Annotated in this window: 16 protein-coding genes and 2 tRNA genes; 15 read left to right on the top strand and 3 right to left on the bottom strand. The window is 42.9% G+C overall.

What is annotated here, in order from left to right; translation table 11 throughout:
* Window positions 1–29: 29 nt before the first annotated feature.
* On the bottom strand, window positions 30–395 hold the full coding sequence (locus BMY80_RS07260) for a DMT family protein (protein ID WP_198020404.1): 366 nt from the start codon (window positions 393–395) through the stop codon (window positions 30–32).
* A gap of 320 nt (window positions 396–715) precedes the next feature.
* Between BMY80_RS07260 and grpE the strand changes: the two genes are divergently transcribed.
* The 4 genes from grpE to greA all read left to right on the top strand — a co-directional run bounded on the left by grpE (window position 716) and on the right by greA (window position 5,565).
* On the top strand, window positions 716–1,531 hold the full coding sequence (gene grpE / locus BMY80_RS07255; protein ID WP_093142380.1) for a nucleotide exchange factor GrpE: 816 nt from the start codon (window positions 716–718) through the stop codon (window positions 1,529–1,531).
* 140 nt (window positions 1,532–1,671) lie between these two features.
* Window positions 1,672–3,588, top strand: coding sequence for a molecular chaperone DnaK (dnaK, locus tag BMY80_RS07250; RefSeq protein WP_031578635.1), 1,917 nt, complete (start codon window positions 1,672–1,674; stop codon window positions 3,586–3,588).
* 126 nt (window positions 3,589–3,714) lie between these two features.
* On the top strand, window positions 3,715–4,893 hold the full coding sequence (gene dnaJ, locus BMY80_RS07245) for a molecular chaperone DnaJ (RefSeq protein WP_031578636.1): 1,179 nt from the start codon (window positions 3,715–3,717) through the stop codon (window positions 4,891–4,893).
* A 192-nt stretch (window positions 4,894–5,085) separates the two neighbouring features.
* A complete protein-coding gene (gene greA / locus BMY80_RS07240) occupies window positions 5,086–5,565 on the top strand; it encodes a transcription elongation factor GreA (protein ID WP_031578637.1) in 480 nt (159 codons plus the stop codon).
* Window positions 5,566–5,716: 151 nt separating this feature from the next.
* Here the strand turns inward: greA and yhbY are convergent, their stop codons facing one another.
* On the bottom strand, window positions 5,717–6,016 hold the full coding sequence (gene yhbY / locus BMY80_RS07235) for a ribosome assembly RNA-binding protein YhbY (protein ID WP_093142378.1): 300 nt from the start codon (window positions 6,014–6,016) through the stop codon (window positions 5,717–5,719).
* A 223-nt stretch (window positions 6,017–6,239) separates the two neighbouring features.
* Here yhbY and BMY80_RS07230 point away from each other — a divergent pair, with 223 nt between their 5' ends.
* From BMY80_RS07230 to BMY80_RS07180, 11 genes are all read left to right on the top strand, one after another.
* Window positions 6,240–6,674 carry a dUTP diphosphatase gene (locus BMY80_RS07230; RefSeq protein ID WP_093142375.1) on the top strand — a complete coding sequence of 145 codons (435 nt, stop codon included), beginning with the start codon at window positions 6,240–6,242 and terminating at the stop codon, window positions 6,672–6,674.
* Window positions 6,675–6,957: 283 nt separating this feature from the next.
* Entirely contained in the window at window positions 6,958–8,409 is a 1,452-nt protein-coding gene (locus BMY80_RS07225) for a metallophosphoesterase family protein (protein WP_093142372.1), read from the top strand.
* Between the two features lie 20 nt (window positions 8,410–8,429).
* The gene (locus BMY80_RS07220; protein ID WP_093142370.1) at window positions 8,430–12,305 is read left to right on the top strand and encodes an AAA family ATPase; all 3,876 of its coding nucleotides are present in this window, start codon (window positions 8,430–8,432) and stop codon (window positions 12,303–12,305) included.
* Between the two features lie 348 nt (window positions 12,306–12,653).
* Window positions 12,654–13,313, top strand: a complete 660-nt coding sequence (gene rlmE / locus BMY80_RS07215) for a 23S rRNA (uridine(2552)-2'-O)-methyltransferase RlmE (RefSeq protein WP_093142367.1) — start codon at window positions 12,654–12,656, stop codon at window positions 13,311–13,313.
* 29 nt (window positions 13,314–13,342) lie between these two features.
* On the top strand, window positions 13,343–15,316 hold the full coding sequence (gene ftsH, locus BMY80_RS07210; RefSeq protein ID WP_093142365.1) for an ATP-dependent zinc metalloprotease FtsH: 1,974 nt from the start codon (window positions 13,343–13,345) through the stop codon (window positions 15,314–15,316).
* Between the two features lie 589 nt (window positions 15,317–15,905).
* Window positions 15,906–16,688, top strand: coding sequence for an AAC(3) family N-acetyltransferase (locus tag BMY80_RS07205; protein ID WP_093142362.1), 783 nt, complete (start codon window positions 15,906–15,908; stop codon window positions 16,686–16,688).
* A 170-nt stretch (window positions 16,689–16,858) separates the two neighbouring features.
* Entirely contained in the window at window positions 16,859–17,761 is a 903-nt protein-coding gene (gene folP, locus BMY80_RS07200) for a dihydropteroate synthase (RefSeq protein ID WP_031579940.1), read from the top strand.
* A complete protein-coding gene (glmM, locus tag BMY80_RS07195) occupies window positions 17,761–19,101 on the top strand; it encodes a phosphoglucosamine mutase (RefSeq protein WP_031579939.1) in 1,341 nt (446 codons plus the stop codon). The genes folP and glmM overlap by 1 nt, the downstream gene beginning before the upstream one ends.
* Window positions 19,102–19,270: 169 nt before the next feature.
* Window positions 19,271–20,038 carry a preprotein translocase subunit SecG gene (secG, locus tag BMY80_RS07190; RefSeq protein ID WP_245730089.1) on the top strand — a complete coding sequence of 256 codons (768 nt, stop codon included), beginning with the start codon at window positions 19,271–19,273 and terminating at the stop codon, window positions 20,036–20,038.
* Between the two features lie 94 nt (window positions 20,039–20,132).
* Window positions 20,133–20,217 (top strand) — tRNA-Leu (locus BMY80_RS07185).
* A 51-nt stretch (window positions 20,218–20,268) separates the two neighbouring features.
* Window positions 20,269–20,353 (top strand) — tRNA-Leu (locus tag BMY80_RS07180).
* A gap of 213 nt (window positions 20,354–20,566) precedes the next feature.
* Here BMY80_RS07180 and BMY80_RS07175 read toward each other — a convergent pair.
* On the bottom strand, window positions 20,567–22,318 hold the full coding sequence (locus BMY80_RS07175) for an IS1634 family transposase (RefSeq protein ID WP_093142360.1): 1,752 nt from the start codon (window positions 22,316–22,318) through the stop codon (window positions 20,567–20,569).
* Window positions 22,319–22,472: the final 154 nt, after the last annotated feature.

Genomic DNA, 22,472 nt, shown 5'->3' with positions numbered 1-22,472 from the left:
CTCTGTTTCTATAGTGACAGCTAAATGTTTCAGGCAAAAATTTTTGAGCGGAATGCAAAGAATACGGCGCCAACCATACAGAGTGCCGCCCACAGATAGTCCCAGTTCCATTTTTCGCCGAACATCAGGATTGACAGAGGAACGAAAACTGTAAGGGTGATAACCTCCTGCATTATTTTCAGCTGACCGATGGTAAAGTAATCATGGGCATAGCGATTGGCGGGAACCATCAGCATATACTCGATAAGAGCGATAAGCCATGAGACGATAACGGCTATGTATACGGGCTTGTCGGCCAGTTTGCTTAAATGACCGTACCATGCTATGTTCATAAAGACATTACTCAGAACAAGCAGAGAAATACATCCAATAACAACTTTGTACTCCATCAGCATAACAAATACCTTAAATTATCAGTTAAACAGTTAAATACTATTTGCTACTTTCAAAGAAAAAGCCTTCAGTAAAGCCCGCATTTTATCATAAATAAGGTATGTAGAACGAATTTTATTAATGTCGACGGATTCAGTCGTGATAATGATTTGCGGTAAAAACGGGGGCAGTGATTTCAGCGCCGGAATACCTGGATTCTTTCGGAAAAGCTGAAAACAGAAAATATTTCCGGCATTTTGGAATTTGCTGTTGAAATCCGAAAATTCATCCCTATATAGCTAGATGTATATTGTGTTTTATTATTTTTAGGAGACGGATTTTTATGAGTGAACAGGAAAAACAGACCGGCACTGCTGAAGAACAGGTAAACGAAAGTGCTGAAACCAGTACTCAGAATTCTGAAAATCAGGAAGAAGTGAAGGCACAGGCTGCTGAAGCTGAATCAGCAGAAGAAGCGGCTGAGGAAGAAATTGATATTCTGGAAGTTGCCGCCAACCTGACTCCTGAACAGTTAAGAACAGAACTTTATTCTGCAAGACTTTCAATCAAGCAGCTCAAGGATGAAAAGAATCATCTGCAGAAGGAATTCGACAGAAAACTCGGTGCACTGCAGCAGGAAAAGAGTACTGTAATGGCTCAGTACGATGAATACAAGAAGAATGCAACAGCCGAATATGAAGACAAGCAGAAGAAGATCATTGAAGTGACTCAGAAGAAGCTTGCCGAAGAAATCGCAGCTAAGGAAGAAGAAGTAAAACGCATTCTTACCAGAAGTGAAAACGAAATCAGCAAGGCAAAGAGTTTTGCTCTTGAAGGCTTTGTAAAGGATCTGATTCCAAGCATTGAACCTTTGGAAAAGGCGCTTTTCTACTCCGATCGCAACAATGAACAGCAGAAGGATCTGATTGCCGGTCTGGAAATGACCATGGAACTTATCCTTAAGGCCATCAAGAAGAACGGAGTGGAGGTAATTGATCCTCTGAATGAATTATTCGATCCTAACTATCAGCAGGCTATTCAGCATATCCCTAATCCGGCGGTTCCTGCCAACCACGTAATGGGGGTTATCCAGAAGGGATATGCACTGAACGGACGTTTATTAAAGCCTGCACTTGTTGTTGTTTCATCAGGAATGTAAAAAAAATAAAAAATTTTTACTTTTAATCTTGAATTTAAAAAACAAGGCATTATTTAAGATAGTGTAGAGATAAGAAGAAAGCCGCAGCAGACAGAGATTAAGACAATGCGGCTTAAAGATTTAAGTATAGGAGTTTAAAAATGGGTAAGATTATCGGTATCGACCTCGGTACTACCAACTCATGTGTGGCAGTATATGAAAACGGCAACGCTCGTGTATTAGAAAATGCGGAAGGTCATCGTACCACCCCTTCAATCATCGGTTACACCGATGATGGTGAAATCCTGGTAGGTGATGTTGCAAAGCGTCAGGCTGTAACAAATCCAAAGAATACATTATTCGCTATCAAGAGACTTATCGGTCGTCGTTTTGACGATGTTGAAGTTCAGCGTGATATTTCAATCATGCCTTTCAAGATTGTTAAGTCTCCTAACGGCGACGCATGGGTTAACGTAAAAGACAAGGAAATGGCTCCACCACAGGTTTCTGCAGAAGTTCTCAAGAAGATGAAGAAGACTGCTGAAGACATCCTCGGTGAAGAAGTAACAGAAGCTGTTATTACCGTTCCTGCATACTTCAACGACCAGCAGCGTCAGGCTACCAAGGACGCAGGCCGTATTGCAGGTCTTAACGTTAAGCGTATTATTAACGAACCTACCGCAGCTGCTATGGCTTACGGTGAAGACAAGGTTAAGGGCGAAAAGAAGATTGCCGTATACGACCTCGGTGGCGGTACATTCGATATTTCAATCATTGATATCGATGAAGTTGACGGTGAAAAGACCTTCGAAGTACTTTCAACCAACGGTGATACCCACTTAGGCGGTGAAGACTTTGATAACCTGTTAATCAACTACCTGATTGACGAATTCAAGGCTACCAACAACATTGATTTAAGAAATGATATCCACGCTTTACAGCGTCTGAAGGAAAGTGCAGAAAAGGCTAAGATCGAACTTTCATCTGCAACTCAGACCGATATCAACCTCCCTTACATCACTGCTGATGCTACCGGTCCTAAGCACATGAACATCAAGCTTACCCGCGCAAAGCTTGAATCTCTGGTTGAAGACCTGGTTCAGAAGTCTCTGATTCCTGTACAGACTGCATTAAAGGATGCCGGCCTGTCAGTTGGTGAAGTTGATGAAGTATTACTGGTTGGCGGTCAGACCCGTATGCCACTGGTTCAGAAGGTTGTATCTGAATTCTTCGGTAAGGAACCACGTAAGGACGTAAACCCAGATGAAGCAGTTGCAGTTGGTGCAGCAATTCAGGGTTCCGTACTTGCAGGTGATAAGAAGGACGTGTTACTGCTCGACGTTACTCCGTTATCACTCGGTATTGAAACTCTCGGTGGTGTAATGACTACTCTGATTGAAAAGAATACCACTATTCCTACCAAGAAGAGCCAGACCTTCTCTACCGCAGAAGATAACCAGCCTGCAGTAACCATTCGCGTACTTCAGGGTGAACGTAAGCGTGCGGCAGACAATAAGTTACTCGGTAACTTTAACCTCGAAGGTATTGCTGCAGCTCCACGCGGAGTTCCACAGATTGAAGTTACCTTCGATATCGATGCTGATGGTCTGATTCACGTAAGTGCAAAGGATAAGAACACCGGTAAGGAACAGCAGATTACCATTCAGTCTTCATCTGGTCTGTCAGAAGAAGAAATTCAGAAGATGGTTCGTGAAGCTGAAGCTCACTCTGCAGAAGATAAGAAGTTCGCAGATCTGGCTAACGCACGTAACCGTTCTGATGCTCTTATTCATGCTTACCAGAAGCAGATGCAGGAAAACGGCGATAAGCTTCCTGAAAATGTTAAGACTGAACTCAGCCAGGCTATTAACAACCTCGAAAATGCATGCCGCGGTGACGATTTAGCAGCAATCGAAGCTGCTGAAAAGAAGCTTCAGGATATTGCAGGTGCTTTATCTCAGTACGCTCAGCAGGCAGGTGCAGCCGGCGCAGCAGGTCAGCAGCAGAGTGCTGGCGGCAGCAACGGCAACAGCGGTAACAATGGCGGTGCCCGTGACGCTGACTTCGAAGAAGTTTAACGGCATACAGGTAATGCAAGATAGCGGGGGAGAACCCCGCTATTAGAGAATAACGGACACTGTCAGCTGACAGAGTCCGTTACTTGTATGTTATGAATTGAGATTAAATTAAGGGAATTTGTTTTTATGGCTGAGAAGCGTGATTACTATGAAGTCCTTGGTGTTGAAAAGAATGCCGATGATCAGACTATAAAAAGGGCCTTTAAGCGTTTGGCCATGAAATATCATCCGGATCGCAACAAGGAACCCGGTGCGGAAGAAAAGTTCAAGGAAATCAACGAAGCATACGCGGTTCTGAGTGACCAGCAGAAGAGAGCTGCATACGATCAGTACGGTTTTGCAGGTGTTGATCCTAACCAGGGCGGTTTCGGCGGTGGCGGATTCGGCGGCTTCGGCGGTGGCGGATTCGACTTCGGCGATATCTTCGGACAGGCTTTCGGCGATATTTTCGGAGGTGCCGGCGGTCGTCGTCGCGGTCCTTCAGTTCAACCAGGCGAAGATCTTCAGCTTCAGGTTTCAATCACCCTTGAGGAAGCCGTAAAGGGTATCAAGAAGAAGTTCAAGATCAATAAGAACGTTACCTGTGACTGCTGTCATGGTACAGGTGCTGAAGCAGGTTCTTCCACCAAGGAATGTCCAACCTGTCACGGTGCCGGCGTGGTTCTCAAGGGTAACGGAATTTTCAGAATTCAGGAAACCTGTCCTAACTGTCACGGAAGAGGCAAGATCTTTGACAAGCCTTGTAAGAAGTGTAACGGTGAAGGTCGCTACCGTGATAAGCAGGAAGTTGAAGTTGATATTCCGGCAGGTGTTGATGACGGCATGAGAATGACCCTCCGCGGTTATGGTGAAGCCGGCAGAAACGGTGCTCCTTCAGGTGATCTGTTTGTATTTATCAGAGTTAAGCCTCATCCGATTTTTGAAAGAGACGGTATGGATCTTTATGTTGATGTTCCTATCAGCATCACTACCGCTACTTTAGGCGGTAAGGTTGAGGTTCCTACTCTCGACGGCAAGATTTCCCTGACCGTTAAGGAAGGTACTCAGTCAGGTACTCAGTTAAGAGCCAAGGGCAAGGGTATCCCTTCACTCCACGGGGCAGCCGTGGGTGATCTCTACTGCAGAATCATTGTTGAGGTTCCGGTAAATCTGAATAATGAGCAGAAGGAACTTCTGAAGAAGTTTGACGATTCAATCAGCGGAAACGGAGCTAAATCTTCAAACAATCTTCCTGGAGTCAAGGGGTTCTTTGATAAGGTTAAGTCTTTCTTCGACAGCATGAGTGATTCAAAAAAGAACAAGTAATGTTCAATCAGTCAAAGTTGTGAGAGATATAAAGTTATTTAATTCTTATCATGATAAAATACACTCAGTACGTTGCGGTGTGGTGAATTAACAGCACGGCAGCAAAACTGACGATAATATAAATTGGTGCATGAGTCAGCTGCGAACAGCGGCTGATTCAATTTTTTTATTCTTTAAAAATGGGGGAACATAATGGATAGAACTCCAATGACCGTTCAGGGTGCTGAAGCCATTCGTAAGGAACTTGACTTTTTAAAAGGCACTGAACGTCCTCGTATATCTGATTTAATTGCCGAGGCCAGAGAACACGGTGACCTTAAGGAAAATGCGGAATACCATGCGGCAAGAGAAGCTCAGGGTATGTGTGAAGCCAAGATCAAGGATCTTGAAGCTCAGTTATCAACAGCTGAAGTTATTGACATCACCAAGGTTAAGGTAGACGGTGAAAAGAAGGTTGTTTTCGGTGCTACCGTTAAGCTTGAAAAGGATGACGGTACTGAAATCACCTATAAGATCGTTGGTGAACATGAATCTGATGTTAAAAACGGTCTGCTTTCCTTCAAGACTCCTATTGCCAGAGGTCTGATGGGCAAGTATGTTGATGATGAAGTTGAAATCGTTACTCCAAAGGGAAAGGTAACCTATTACATTAACGACATTCTTTACGTTTAATGTGATTTCATATTTTGTTATCTGATTTTGTTAAGGAAGAGGGAGCCCGGTATGTAATGCCTGCTCCTTTTTTCATATCTGCCTGTCGCGGACAAAAAACGGAGACCCGCAGGTCTCCGTTGATCAGATAAATAATAAGTAATTCTACGTATTAAGCCTTTGGCAGATTGTAACTGCTTTCTTTTTTCTTCTGCTTAAAGAAAGTAACATTGTTACCCATAATCTGTACTATGGCCATGTCGGCTCTGGTTGCCAGTTCTGCAGCCACTGCTTCTCTTACTTCCTTTTCCTGACCGGCAATTTTAACTTTAATCAGTTCGTGATGGTCAATGGAAGTCTTGATTTCTTCGATTACGCTGTCAGTAACTCCTTTCTGGCCAATCATTACAACCGGCTTGAGATCGTGAGCCTTTGACTTGAGATAAAGCTTCTGTTTAGTGGTAAGTTCCATAATATACATCCTTCAAAATTTTCTGCATTATACAGATTTTTGGGAGGTGTGTGAATATTTATACAACATTTGCGCTGATAAAACTGATGTTCAGAAAACACGGGAAATTTTAAGACCGGTTATTTTTAGGCTCAAAATAGACTATAATAGACCCGGTTAGTTTAAACAGTACTGGAGAGTTCTTTTTAGAATTTTCCCGTATTCCGACATATGAGTGTAAATTATGAAAGTTAAACCTTTAGTTGAGAATTTTATTAAACCTGAGTATAAAACCGAGTCTGCAGGTGGCATGGATATTTATTTCCAGCAGGATGTGACTCTGGTTGTGGGCAGGGATAACGTTGTTAATCTGGGCTTTGCGGCTGAAGTTCCGTCAGGACACGTAGCACTTCTGTTACCCCGTTCAGGCGCAGGTATCAAGGGGATTGGTCTGCGCAATACCGTAGGTGTAATTGATTCGGATTACCGCGGAGAATGGATTGCTCACATTGTTGTTGATGAACAGGGCGACAATACCACAGGAAAGGAAATAACTTTCAAGAGAGGTGAAAGAGCCATTCAGAGCCTTATCGTTCCGGTTGCCGTTGAAAGCATTGAAATTGTTGACGAGCTTTCCGAAACAGCCAGAGGTGCCGGCGGATTCGGTTCAACAAAGTAATATCAGATTTCAGAATACAGATTTTTTTGCCGTTTCCCAGATCCCGTGGAAGCGGCTTTTTTTTTGAGTTTTCTGTTTATGGAATCTGATTTATTATAAGGTGATGCATATCGAAATTATGATGCCGTTGTTAAAAATATAATGACAAATATATTTTTTAGTGGTATCTTGTTTTATATATAATAAATATTCTGATTATCCCCCGGCTGTCGCTGATTACCGGCAGCACGTCCCCGATTCCGTGTCCGTAAGATGATTAAAGATAGTAGAGGCTGAGTTGAGAATGACTGTTAATAACGTGAATGTAAAGAATGAAAGTATTATTGCGGGTAATAATTTAAAGGTTCTGCATACTTCGGACTGGCATATCGGCAAATATCTTTATCAGTATGACAGAAGTGCGGAATATGCCGCACTGAAGGAAAATGTCATTAAGCTGCTGTCTGATGAAAGGCCTGATCTTTTTCTGCTTTCAGGGGATATATTTGACTGTTCCAATCCTTCCGTTGATTCAGAAAAATTTCTGGGAAGGGTCATTAATGAGCTTCATGCTGAATTCCCTGAAATGCATGTTGTTATTACTGCCGGTAACCATGACAGTTCAAGAAAGGTGGACAGCATAGGCATATACACATCCTTCTGTGATCATCTGCGAATCATCGGTGAACTTCCCGTAGTTTACGATCCAGAGCTGCACAGCTGTTCAGTGGATTTTGAAAAAATAGTATATCCTGTTGTGGATAAGGATATCCTGAAGGGGATTGTCGTGGCCTTCCCGTATATTCCGGTGTCCAGACTGTGCACAATTACCATGCCTGATTCCGTTGACAGAATGAATTATGAACAATGCATGCGTTATGTTCATTGTCAGGCTCTTGAATATCTTAAAGGATACGTGAAGGAAAAATTCAATACCGATGCTGAAAATGTGCCGGTAATATGCACAGGTCACTGTTTTGTAAGTAGTTCTGAAATCAGAAAGGCTGAAGAGGAAAAATCCATGGATTACATTGGCGGACAACAGGCCGTAGGCAGTGGTATTTACAGTGGATTTGATTATGCCGCACTTGGACATATTCATCTGCGTCAGAAGGTTTCTCACAATATCTGGTACAGCGGTTCTCCTTTTCCGATTAATTTCGGGGAAATTGATTACGCAAACGGCGTCAATATGGTTACCTTCTCAAAAAAACAGTCCGTTTCTGACAAACTGTCGACAGAGCCGGTACGCCGTGAATCATTTGAGGTGACTGTTACCGAACGTGTGTTTGACAGAGCCGTAAAGCTCGTGAGATATCCTGCTGATGCCGAAAAGGAAGGCATTTCTGAAAAAGAATTTGATGATGTTATCAGGCAGCTTCAGTGCCTTCCCGAGGTTAAGCCGGAGATAAGACCGTTTTACAGTTTCAGCATCTGTTTTGATCCGGATGATACCAGATTTAGCAGTATAGGCGCTTTCCGTGAATTTGCCGACAGCACTCTGAACGAATTACAGAACGTGATTCGTCTGTGTGACATGAAGATTATGGTAAGTAAAAGGGGAAAAGATGACAGTTCACATTTCAACAGGGATATTCATTCCCTGAAGGATATCCTTGATCCTCTTGATCTGGTTACACGTCTGTACAGAGAGAGCTGCGGGGATGAGAAGGCTGATTTGCCTGATGACATGAAAAAGGTACTTGAAGAACTGGTGGAAGAAGTAAAAACCGAACAGCAGAATACCGGCAATTAGTAGTAGCGGAGATTTTAAGAATGAAAATTTTAAAGGTAAAAGGACATAATCTGGCCAGTCTGGAAAATTTTGAAATTGATTTTGAACATCAGGTTACCGATAAGATTTTTGCGATTATCGGAAACACCGGTGCCGGAAAAAGTACCATTCTTGATGCTGTATGTCTTGCTCTGTATGCCTCTACTCCGCGCTCAGGTACTGATTCAGGCGGTAAATATATTCCATGCGGTGACGGTTCGTTCATCAAGGCTTCCGGTGGAACGAGCATCATGACAAGAGGAAAAAACGAAGCTTTTGCTGAGGTTGATTTTATCGGTCAGCAGAATATCCGTTACAGAGCCTTTGTGAGGATTTACAGAAAGAAGGCCAAAAGAAACAGTAGTGAGAAGGCTCTTAAAAAGAATATGGCTTTTAACTGCTTAATGCATGTTCTTCATGATGACGGAACTGTAGATTATGAAGTGCAGAATACCGAACACCCAAATTCTTATTCAAAAGCAGTGGAACAGTACATCGGGCTGTCATGGGAACAGTTCAGTAAGGTCATTATCCTTCCTCAGGGGGATTTCATGGCATTTCTCAATCAGGATACAGATGAAAAGACCGTACTGCTTGAGAAGATGACGGGAACCGGAATTTATCAGCAGATCCATAAACAGTTACAGAACAGACTGCAGGAAGTGTCAAAGCAGACAAATGAAATGGAAGTGGTGAAGACTTCCATCAGGTTAATGACTGATGAGGATCGGTCTGAAGAAGAAGAAAAAATGCATCTGTGTGAAAAAGAACTGCAGGAAAAAAAAGAAGTTCAGGAAAAACTGAATCGTGTTAAAGAATGCGGAAAAAACATTCAGAAGCAACAGCTTCTGATTGCCGCAAAAAAAGAGGAAATCGCAGGAATCGGAAAAAGAAAGGAAGAACTTCAGACTGATTACATGAACATCAGTCTATATGAAAAAACACTTGTATGCCGTGATGATTTTCTGCATCTGAAGAATGCTGTTGATACTCTGAAAAAGCATGAAAACAACATTGAAGAGCAAAAAAGAGAGATTCAGAGAGAACAGCAGGAACACTCCGCACTGAAGGCTGAAAAAGATCGGTATGATTCTGAGCTGAAGACCATTATTGTTGAAGAGACTGAAAAGCAGCCACTTATCCAGGAGGCCGAGAAGCTTGAAAAGGTACAGATAGAAGCGAAAAATGATGTTCAGAACAGGCAGAAGATCTTCGTCAATGCCGAAAATGACGAAAAGAACAGCCTGAATGAAAAGAATAAACAGGATCATGAACTGGCCGTCATCAGCACTAAACTACAGACTCTTAATAAAGATTACGATGTAAACAAAAAATTTGAGTATATGAAGGATTTCTGGGCAATCCAGAAGTCAAAACTTACCGATTACTACAGGTTAAAGAAGAAATTAGCCGGTTATGAAGGCAATTTACGTAAAAAGAAGCAGGAACTGGCGGATTACTTAAACATATTGAAGAACATGAAATCTGACATCCTGACTCATGCCGAAAAACTTGAGGTGTCTCTTGATGAAAATCAGCAGGATAACTGCCGGAAGATTGGTCTGATTGAGCAAGTGATTAATTCCTATATGTCTGAGCAGGGAAGATTACTGTACGTGGAAATGAAGCAGATTTCTTCAAATAAGGAAAAACTCAGAAATTCGTATGAATCAATTAAAAAAACTCACGGCATCGTTATCGATTTACGGAAAAAATATGCATTTTACGATGACAAAGAAAAATCTCCGATAAAACTTGCTGAAAAAGCACTGGAAGAGCTGAACAGAGAAGTCAAGAATATTGACGTAAAGATTAAAATAGTCGAGCTTGCCAAAGAACTCAGACCGGGAGAAGAGTGTCCGCTGTGCGGTTCTCTGGAGCATCCCAAGGCTTTTCATGCGGACAGTCTGGAGCTTTACAGACAGCAGAGGGAAGAAAAGCTGAAAGAAGTGCAGCAGTGCAGGGAGCATATCGATGAGGAGCGTCATAAGTGTGAAAGTATACTTAATGACGGAAGGATGAACAGAACTCTGCTGGATAAGGAAACTGAAAATTTCAACACACTGTCACAGACCGTAAAAGATTCATTAGGTTTATTAAGGGATAAATGGTTTGCAGCTGTAATGCAGTCCATCAGTTCCTGCGGAGATAATGGTGTGACGGTTCTGTTGAGAGATTTTGCTCTTGCCGTTGAAAAATTCATAAACGAGACTTCCGAGGTGCTTGCCGTTGCTGACAAGTCCGTAGACAGCAGGATTTTTGAATGGAATTTTGCAGAAATCAATGATTCATACATAATTGAAAAGGCGGGTGCAACGGACAGGAAATTAAATGAATTCAGTTCATGCTGCAGAGCCGTTAAGGATATTTCAAACAATATTGTCAAGAAACAGCAGGAGATTGACGGTAAGGGTGAGGATATTCAGAATACTGAAAAAGTCATTCTGTCAGTAACTGACGATATAAACAGGTTAATTCCGAAGGAAGAATCTTCGGAATATAAAACCTGGCAGGAGCTTTCCGCATTCGGTGATTACGGCAAAGCTGAAAACGGCATAAGAAAATATGATGAAATAGTTACATCAATCAGTGAATACTGTACCAGAAAGGAGGAGCTTGAGGAACAAAAGAAAATAGTTTCCGTTAAGGTTCAGAATGCTGAAAGCAGTCTGAAAACAGATCACGACAGAGTGGAAAAGTGTAAGAAAGAGCTGTCTGAAGCCGTTATAAGAAACAATGATGTTGCCGAAGCTCATAAAAAGCTTTTTGACGGTAAATCATCAGCGGAAGTCAGAGCGGATCTGAATAAAAGAAAGTCAGCCGTTTCCGAAAAGGTAACCAGGGCAGAGTCCTCACTGAAATCCAAGCAGGTTTCACTGGAGAAGGCGGCCGCATTACTGAAAAAAATGGAGAATGAGAAAGCGGTTCAGGAACAGTCGATAACAGAAGCTGAGGAAAAGTACAGAAAGGTGCTGCTTGATAACGGCATAGCTGTGGAAGATGCTTTAAAGGGCTGCGGTATATCGGTGGATGAATACAATGCTGCCAAGAAAAATACAGATGAAATCAGACAGATGGAAGAAAAATTAAACAGGGACATCGGACAGGCAGGATGCCTGATAGAGCAGGATGTGAATACCGTTAACGGCCTGAAGGACAGTCTGCCTGAAGGAGTCGTTATTCTGCCGCAGGTCACTGTAAATGAAGATTTCTACAATAAGCTCAATGAGGATATCAGGAACATTGAACAGCAGAAGAATGTTCATGCGTTTAAACTGATGACGGATCGTGAAAATCAGAAAAAACTCAGTGATGTCAATGCCCAGATAGAAAAAATCCAAAAGGATCATCAGGTTGAAATCCGTCTTATGGATTTGTTCAGGACCCAGCATAACCTTGGCAGATACGCACAGCGCATAACTTATGGTTATCTGGTTGAAATGGCAAATAAGTACATCATGTCCTTTACCGGCAGATATTCCCTAAAGGTCATATATCTGGAAACAGAAAAAGCTGTGGATAAAAACAAATTTGAACTGGTGGTAATCGATCATGATACGGGAGGTCTGGAAAGACCTATATGTTCTCTGTCCGGCGGGGAAAAATTCAGAATATCTCTTGGCATGGCTTTAGGTCTTTCAGATCTGATAACCGGAAACATCAAGGTTGAGAACATGTTTATCGATGAAGGATTTGATACCCTGGACAATGAAAGACTGGAAAATCTTCTGATTTCCCTGAGAAGCATCAAGTCTGATCGGCAGATCGGCATAATTTCCCATGTGGAGCAGATTGTTTCCGGTAATATGATTCCGACACTCATTGAAGTCAGAAGCAGGGGAGGCAAGGGCAACTTCAGTGAAGTTCTGATAAGATAGAAATCATACCGGGGCGTGAGTCCCGGTTATTTTTTAATCATTAGGGGATAAGATAATATTCTCTTGAAAAACAGACATTCAGCCCATATTTTAAGAAATGACACCTGTAATCGGCAGAATTGAAAACTCTCAGTCATACGGTACTGTATCGGGTTAAGGACGCAACCTTTTAGGATTGCTTCATATTATTGATAAATGCGGAAAGTTGTTATTTTGCTGTATGGAATAAATTTGTTAATATGATATGATTTACAGGTGGAATATTAAGAAAATTTACAGTGGAGGGATGATATCTTCGGTATGAAATCCGGAATATCTGAAAACCGTAATTTATAAAAATAAACGATAATGACAAAAAAGAAACGAACAGCCAGTCAGACAAGATGGTTAAAAGAACATTTTGATGATGTCTACGTACAGGAAGCTCATAAAAAAGGGCTTCGTTCCCGTGCCAGTTTCAAAATTGAAGAAATTCAGGGAAGAGACAGAATCATCAGGGAAGGATACAAAGTTGTGGATCTGGGTGCGGCTCCCGGGGGCTGGTCACAGTATGCCATAGGTTGTGTCGGTGAGCACGGGCGTGTGGTTGCCTGTGATATACTTCCAATGACTCCAATCAACGGGGTTGATTTCCTCTGCGGTGATTTCAGGGAACAGGAAGTACTTGATAAACTGCTCGAGATAGTAGGTGATGACAAGGTTGATGTAATACTTTCCGATATGGCTCCTAACATGTCTGGAAATATAAACGTTGATCAGCCAAGAGCCATGTATCTGGTTGAACTTGCCTATGACATGTGCCGTCGAATACTAAGAACGGGCGGTTCCTTTGTGGTTAAGGTATTTAACGGTGAAGGAACGGAAGATTATCTGAAGCTTTTAAGAAGATCCTTCAAGGAAGTAAAGGTAAGAAAACCTGATGCCTCACGACTGAGATCCAGAGAAGTATATTACGTAGGTCTTGGTTTCAAGGGCAGTGAAGTAGAAGATCAGGATATTTTCAGGTAGTTTTTTGCCTGAAAAAAGGAAAACAAATAATGAAAAAAAATCTAATACTGATGATTATTGTTGCCATTGTTTTAGGATATGGCTATTTATCATTCAATGAGGCCAATGAGAATGCTTCTGCAAAGCGTGATTACGTGGCTTTCAAGGCTGATATCGCTGCAAATCAGATAAGATCCGTTAAGATTGACGGACGCAGCATTACCGGTTACCGTACCAACGGAGAGAAATTCAAGGTCATCATGCCTATGATTGACCAGGATCTTCTGCCAAAGCTTGAAGAACACAAGGTTGAAACAACAGGTGTTCTCCCTGAAGAACCAAGTCTGCTGTTAAGTATTTTCGTATCATGGTTCCCGATGATCATTCTGATCTTCGTATGGATCTGGTTCATGCGTTCTGCTCAGGGCGGCGGAAAGGGGGCTTTCAGCTTTTCCAAGAGCAAGGCCAAGGAATTCAGGGAAGATGAGGTTCATACCACTTTTGCCGATGTGGCAGGCTGTGATGAAGCAAAGGACGAAGTGAAGGAACTTGTTGATTACCTCAGAGAACCTGGAAAATTCCAGAAGCTCGGCGGTAAGATTCCAAGAGGCGTGCTTCTTGTAGGTCAGCCAGGTACCGGTAAGACACTGCTCGCAAAAGCCATTGCCGGTGAAGCAAAAGTACCGTTCTTCTCCATTTCCGGTTCTGACTTCGTTGAAATGTTTGTGGGTGTCGGTGCATCACGTGTAAGAGATCTGTTTGCCAAGGCCAAGACCAAGTGTCCGTGCATTATCTTTATTGACGAAATTGATGCCGTGGGCAGAAAGAGAGGTATCGGTATCGGCGGCGGTCACGATGAACGTGAACAGACACTGAATCAGCTGCTGGTTGAAATGGATGGTTTTGAAGGTAACGAAGCTGTTATCGTGATTGCCGCAACCAACCGTCCTGACGTGCTGGATCCAGCTCTCCTGAGACCTGGCCGTTTTGACCGTCGTGTAACCGTAGGGCTGCCTGACATCAAGGGCAGAGAACAGATTCTCAAGGTTCATACCCGCAATGTTCCTATTGCCGAAGATGTGGATATCAAGATGATTGCCCGCGGAACACCTGGTTTCTCAGGTGCGGAACTGGCAAATCTTGTTAACGAAGCCGCTCTGGCAGCAGCACGCAAGAACAAGAATCTGGTTAGCCAGGCTGAATTTGAACTGGCCAAGGATAAACTTCTTATGGGTCCTGAACTCCGTTCAAAGGTTATGAACGAGAAGGAAAAGATCAATACCGCATACCACGAATCAGGTCATGCCATTGTCGGCAGAATGCTTCCTGATTTTGATCCGGTATACAAGGTTACCATTATCCCTAGAAGCAGAGCTCTCGGTGTAACCATGTATCTTCCTGAAAATGAACGCTTAAGCTATACCAGAAGCTATCTTGAGGATTCCATCGCCACTCTGTTTGCCGGCCGCATAGCCGAAGAACTGATTTTCGGTGAGGATAATGTGACCACCGGTGCTTCAAATGATATTGAACGTGCCACATACTGGGCCCGCAACATGGTTATCAGATGGGGTATGAGCAAGAAGGTAGGTCCTCAGCTTCTGGAAGGAGAGGAATCCGAAAACTATCTTGGTAACAGTTCTTCTTCATTAAGAGCCATGTCAGATAATTCTCAGAATGTTATTGATGATGAAATCAGATCTATTCTGCAGAAAAATTACGACAGGGCAAAATCAATTCTTGAAACCAATATGGATATTCTTCATGCTATGAAGGATGCTCTGCTCAAGTACGAAACAATTGATTCAGAGCAGATTGATGATCTTATGGCAAGACGTCCTGTAAGGGAACCTGACGGATACAACACTTCCAAGTCTGCTGACAGCGGAAATGACGATCAGGACAAGCCTCAGAACCCTGAATCCGGTAACGGCGGGGACGCTCCTAAGGCAGAACCTGCTCGGGAACAGCAGCAGGACGGAGCTCAGAACAAACCGTCAAAGCCGTCACAGGACAGCTTTTAAAGCTATTCCGTAACTGAAATGCAAGGTCCTCAGAAGTGAGGACCTTTTTTTTGGAGGAAAATATCTGTAGGGAAATTATTTAGGTTTTCTGCTGACCATAATAAAGTACAGATCCATTGAATATGTTTGTTTTAAAATGTTTCTGTGTAAGTTTTGCCGTTTTATAATAATGTCCTGAAAGTAAGGTGTTTATATAAGTCTTTTGGCCCTGGCGGTATGGTATCAACCACAGATTCAACGATGATTATTCCGAAAGCGGTACTGTCGCCAAGTGATACAGCGACCTGAAGCCTGCGGTATTATAACTATCCGGCCTCAATGCAGTATTATCCCGTGGTAAAGAAAACGGAGGTGTGTCGTAAATGGCCTGAAATTCTGAGCAGGCAGAACAGCGGTTCAGACGTCATGAACGCAAATGATGACATTCTTATGAAGAGGACGGATCCTGAATCGGGAGAAAACAGGGGCTGACTTCGAGTGGTGAGGAAACGAAATGAAATGATGTGGAGCATCTGTAGGCTGTCTGCATTATAAAATTATAATCAGTAAGACTGATATTCTTAAACGATAAACAACGAAAGAGGAAAAAATGAGACCGATAATTAAAAAAGATGTAACTGAGGCTCTGGAACAGGCCGGAGTTTCAAAGGGACAGGTTCTGATGGTTCATACCTCCATGAGCAGTATCGGCTATGTATGCGGCGGGGCTCAGACAATAATCGAGGCTCTGACTGAAAAAGTAGGTCCTGAAGGAACGGTTATGATGCCGACTCAGTCATGGAAGAATCTTGATCCAGCGGACGGAGTGCACTGGACAGTCCAGGAAGAGTACTGGCAGATTATCAGGGATAACTGGCCTGCCTATGATAAAAAGATAACACCGACAAATACCATGGGGGCGGTTGCGGAAATGTTCAGAAACTGGCCGGGAACACTTCGCAGTGATCATCCGGCTCGTTCAGTGGCAGCATGGGGCAGATTTGCGGAATATCTGACGTCAGATCATGACCTTTCCAATATATTCGGGGACGGATCACCAATAGGCAGACTCTATGAGCTTGATGCAAAGGTCCTTCTTATCGGAGTCGGTTATGATAAGAACACTTCTCTGCATCTTGCCGATGTACGGGCCGGGTATCCCGGAAAGCATAACTGTACGGAATACAGTGCCGTGATGGAAAACGGCGCAAGAGTCTGGAAGGAGTATGAAACACTGTTCGTGGACGGGGAGGATTTTGAAAGAATAGGTACCGACTTCGAAAAGAATCATAAGGTTCAGAAATCTGTACTCGGTAATGCGGAACTCCGTTTCATGAGTCAGAGAGAACTGGTCGATTTTGCGGTTGGCTGGATTGAAAAATTCAGAAGATAGACCAGGTCGGAATACCGCATGATACGCCGCGAAAGACCTGAAAATTTGAGATCGGTTTTAAAGTTGACAGACACATGCGGTATTTATATCGGTAAAAATTTCTATTTATGCCCTTTGTGGTAAAATGCGGTGAGATATATTGTTTTTACAGATATTAGCCGAGAACTACCATGATATACAAGTTAACCGCGCATGACAGAACCCTTACTCTGGATCAGCCGAGAGTAATGGGTATCTTAAACGTAACTCCTGATTCCTTTTCTGACGGCGGAGAACATAATACTCTTGATAAGGCGATGGCTCATGCCGAACGTCTTGTAAAGGAAGGTGCTGATATTATTGACGTAGGCGGTGAATCAACCCGTCCAGGAGCTGCTGAAGTTTCCGTTCAGGAGGAACTTGACAGAGTGGTTCCCGTAGTAGAGAAAATAGCTAAGGAACTTAATGTTTTCATATCCATGGATACATCAAAGCCTGAAGTAATGAAAGAAGCCTTCAATGCCGGCGGTCATCTGATTAATGATATCAGAGCCCTGAGCATGCCGGGGGCTCTTGAAACCTGTGTGGAACTGAATGCTCCCGTATGTATCATGCATATGCTTGGTGAACCAAAGACCATGCAGACCAATATTGAATACAAGGACCTTCTCGGTGATATTTCAGAGTTTCTGTTCAGAAAGCTTCACACCTGCCTGAATGCGGGAATTTCAAAACAGAACATCATTATTGATCCGGGTATCGGCTTCGGTAAAACCATGGACCAGAATTATGAGCTTCTTGCCAGACTGGAAACCTTCAACAGCTTCGGTTATCCGATTCTTGTGGGGCTTTCACGTAAATCAATGATAGGAATGCTTACTGAAGCTCCTGTTAATGCAAGACTCCCCGGCTCTCTGGCACTCGCAATGTATGCGGTTAACAAAGGAGCCAAGATTATAAGAGTTCATGACGTGGCCGAGACGGTTCAGGCTTTGGAATGCTGGAATTATGTGAAACGTTTTGAAACCAGGGGACCAAAGCTCAGAGAATTATTGCAGATTGGAAAAATTATTAAAAATAGGAAACAGAAGTAATGAATAGAAAATATTTTGGTACTGACGGTGTAAGAGGCAAGGTTGGTGAATATCCTATAGTACCTGAATTCGCAATGAAATTAGGCTGGGCAGCCGGTAAGGTTCTGTCAGAAAAGGGAACCAAAAGGGTTATTATCGGTAAGGATACCCGTATTTCCGGTTATATGCTCGAAGCTGCTCTTGAAGCAGGTTTCAGTGCGGCCGGTGTTGATTCCGTTCTGCTGGGACCAATGCCTACTCCTGCAGTTGCTTACCTGACAAAGGCGTTCAGAGCAGAGGCAGGCGTGGTAATCAGTGCGTCACACAATCCGTTCTATGATAACGGCATTAAGTTCTTCTCCAAGGACGGTACCAAACTTCCTGATGAAATCGAGCTGCAGATTGAAGCCCTTATTGATCAGCCTATGACCGTGGTTGAAGCTGCCGAACTCGGTAAGGCCAGCAGAAAAAATGATGCTCCCGGCCGTTACGTTGAATTCTGTAAGAGTACTTTCCCTAATACCTATACACTGAACGGCAAGAAGATTGTTCTTGACTGTGCACATGGTGCCACATATCAGGTTGCAACCATGGTATTCAAGGAACTCGGTGCCAGTGTGATTACCATCGGTAATACTCCTAACGGTATTAATATAAATGACGGCTACGGTTCAACACATCCTAACAATCTTATTCTCAAGGTTCTTGAAACCAGGGCCGATTTCGGTATCGCATTTGACGGTGACGGTGACCGTGTTCTGATTGTTGATGAAAAGGGACAGGTTCTCGACGGTGACGTTCTGCTGTACATCATTGCTGAATATCAGCAGAGATTCAACAAACTCAACGGCGGCGTGGTTGGTACACAGATGTCAAACCTCGGCTTTGAACAGGCTCTCGGAAGACTCGGTATTCCGTTTGAAAGAGCAAAGGTCGGTGACCGCTATGTTATGGAAAAGCTGCTTGAACTCGGCTGGTCACTGGGCGGTGAAAATTCAGGTCACATCATCAGTTTAAGACACACCACTACCGGCGACGGTATTATCAGTGCCTTACAGGTTCTGAGAGCAATGTGTGAATATAACGTGCCTGTAAGTGAACTTCATAAGGATGTTAAGCTGTTCCCTCAGGAACTGGTTAACGTTCGTCTCTCTTCAGGTTTTGATGCTCTTACCGACAGCGAAGTTCTTGAAGCCAAGGCCAAGGCTGAAAAGATTCTCGGCAACAAGGGCCGTGTTCTGTTGAGAAAATCAGGAACCGAACCTCTGGTGCGCGTAATGGTTGAAGGTGAAGACGGAGCTCTGGTGAAGGAACTTGCCAGCAGTATTGCCAATGTAATTGTTAAGCAGAGTCAGAGCTAATCTGAAGAATTTTTTCAGACAGTCATATAAATGTGGGAGAAGCTTATTCCCGGATAGTGGGAATAAGCTTTTTTTAGGTATGATTGGGTACATTGGACAAAAAAATTTTGAAAAGCTTATATACTTTGATAGAATAAGCCACAAAAACAGCTATAGCTGAGGTGATGTAATGAGTTATTTGTATGCGATTCTTTTAGTTCTCTTTTTAATTGTTTCTGTATTATTGATTGCCTTTATTTTAATGCAGCAGGGAAAGGGAGCAAGTATGGGGGCATCATTCGGTGCCGGTGCTTCTAACACTTTATTCGGTTCCGCAGGCAGTGCCAACTTCTTCGTGAAGACCACCTGGGGTCTTGCCGCCGTGTTCTTTATTCTGGCAATTGTCCTTGGTTACATGAACAGTCATCGTTCAACTGAAAACGCTGATGATTTCAGTAAGATTGCTGATACTCCTGCAGAAGTTAAGACTGAAGCTGCCGGTGCTCCTGTAGAAGTTAGGACTGAAATGTCTGATGTTGCTGACAAGAGCAAGGAAGCAGTTAATGAAGCTGCTGATGCTGTAAAGGAAAACACTGATGCTGCAGTTAGTTCCGTAAAGGAAAACACTGATGCTGCTGTCAGTGCCGTAAAGGAAAACACTGATGCTGCTGTCAGCGCCGTAAAGGAAAATACTGATGCTGCTGTTAATTCCGCAAAGGAATCAGCAGAATCTGCGAAGGCTGAAGTGAAGTCAGCGGTAGATTCAGCAAAAGATCAGGTAAATGCCGGTGTTGAAGCTGCCAAGGATTCAGTAAATACTGCAGCTACTGAAACCAAGGCTGCCGTAAGTGAAGCTGGTGACAAGGCCAAAGAAGTTATCAACAGCGTAAAAGAAGATGTTAAGACTACTGCTGATCAGGCTGAAAAGGCTGTAGTGAACACAAAAGAAGCAAACTAACTATATTTTTAAAATAGTTGTTGTAAAGAGTGCGCCCATTAGATATAATGAGCGCACTTAAACGTTAGAGGGTAAACCTCTGATACCGATGAATGCCCGGGTGGTGGAATTGGTAGACACGCTACCTTGAGGTGGTAGTGCTTAGCGGCGTGCGGGTTCAAGTCCCGCCTCGGGTACCATTCATCAGACATCAAACTCAATGAAGAGTATAAAATAAAATATCTAATTGTGCCCGGGTGGTGGAATTGGTAGACACGCTACCTTGAGGTGGTAGTGCGTAATGGCGTGCGGGTTCAAGTCCCGCCTCGGGTACCAATTAAGATTGTTCAGGACAGTCCCTTAACAGGGATTTTTTTTGCCTTCAGGAAAATACTTTTCCATTCTCTGTTTCAATGAATTATCCGGTTATGCACAGTGACAGTAACCGTCAGCCTTATATAAATAAAAATGCCGTTAAAGTATAAACTCGAAAATTGATTATCTGAATTTCCGGTTTACATTAACCCCTAACTCCGCAGATCATAGTTTCTAATTTTTGATGTGCTTCTTAGGGTAAGGTATGCCAAATAAGTCGAAGAGATCTCTGGTTTTTTTAGGGATCTCTTTTGTTATGTAAGAACCTATTCCCGGGGCTTTGGTAGCCTGAAGCTTTTTAAGCTGTATCATTGCCTTTTCCAATGATTCTCCAGGGAGTACTTTTCCCTCGGCTTTATGTCCTGCAGCGGTGACGCACATCATCATCCTCAATGTCTGAGCCAGAAGGTGAATGAATATTTTTCCCTTATATGTTGAACCTGTTGCGTAGAGGCGTTCACCTCCGTTCAAAACCTTAAACTGTTTAAAAGCAACTTCTACAATATTCCTTTCTCTGTATACGACGAGAGCATCAAACGGATCTGATATTTCATTGGTTCTTAAAGCAAAATATCCATTGTAACGACAGGCCTTTTCCACAGCATCGGCTTTCAGATACCAGGTCTTTGTTTTCTTGTCCTGTTCTATGTATTTTGAATATCTCTGCCATAAATTCCGATCCGTTTTTAATTTATTGTTTTGGATGTCTAAAAGTCTCTGCACATCACGCATGAAGTTAACATTTTCCTGTTCACCCAAGGTTCCTGAGTGATAAAGATGGAGATAGACATCGTGGTCTATGGTATAGCCTTCGCAGGTAGAACTCCATTTTTCAACCTCACCGGTTCTGGCATAAACTCCCAGGACTCCTTTCATGAAAACGGGGTTGTTCAGGCTTTCCTTATATCGGTCGATCTTTGCTTTTACGGAATCCTCGGTAAGCTTTACGCCTGTTAGAAATTTTATTTGAACGTTAATCTGTTTCTGAACGTTCATGACAGAAGAATACCCGCGGTCGGTAACTACTAAAATATCGGACAGATCCATCCCCATGTTCCTCATCCGCATAAGAATATCCGGGAATATGGTCATGTCGTTAACTGAGCCTTCTGATTCATATGCGTAACAGACATCGCCGGACGCATAATCTACACATAAAGTCAGATTAACCTGTTTGAGAAAGTCATCCTGCTTGGCATGACCGAATGCCGCATCATCGATCGTTTTTGAGTAGGTGCTGATACTGGTTGAATCCATGGCCATCATCATGGGCGGCACATACAGCCCTTTCTTATTGGCATATTCCTTTTTCTGCTGATGAAGTTCGGTAAGCCTTGAATGGCGTAATGTAAAATAATCATCAATTTTTTCCTGAGTAACCGTGGCCAGAAGCCTGCTGATTTTCTGACCTGATAAAGGTTGGGCGTCAGGAAGATAATACATTGAAAGCCAGTCTTCATAGTTATGCATGGCCATGGAGTGAGAACACAGTTCATAAATACCAAGCCTCAGAAGATCAAGACCGTCTTCTCCAAACACGGACTTTAATGAACTTATTATTCCATGCCGTTTTGCCATTTCCCACAGGGAATAGGTCAGACCGAATGAGATGCAGTCACATCTCCAGGATAAATCAATATCTGCCTCCTGTCTGATGGACAAAGCTTCTTCAGCTGACCTGATAACAAGTCGGTTGTCTTCATAAAAGACAGAACAACCAGTGTATTCCGGATGCAGTTCAAGATAGGTTTTTCCCAGTGAAACCTCTCCTGTATCGGAATTAAGTCTGCCTACATGAACACGTTGGGCAACACGGGACTGTTTTTTTATCGAATCCCATTTATTGTAGTAAGAAATAATGTAGGTTCTGCCTTTTTTATCTGTATAACTTGAGAAATTCCACTTGATGTCTGTTGAGTCTGCCATATGAATAGTCCATTAAATATATTATAGACTGTGTTACACCCGTAATAAGAATAAGTAAAGAGAATTTCTTAAAAAACAGGGGTAAAAGTGTAATATTTAATGGATTTGTGATGAGATTTACCCTAGTTATACACTAGGGTGTGCGGAGTTTAGG

It is taken from the genome of Ruminobacter amylophilus, assembly GCF_900115655.1.
Classification (GTDB): Bacteria; Pseudomonadota; Gammaproteobacteria; order Enterobacterales; family Succinivibrionaceae; genus Ruminobacter; species Ruminobacter amylophilus.
This window is presented reverse-complemented; position numbering and strand designations above follow the sequence as displayed.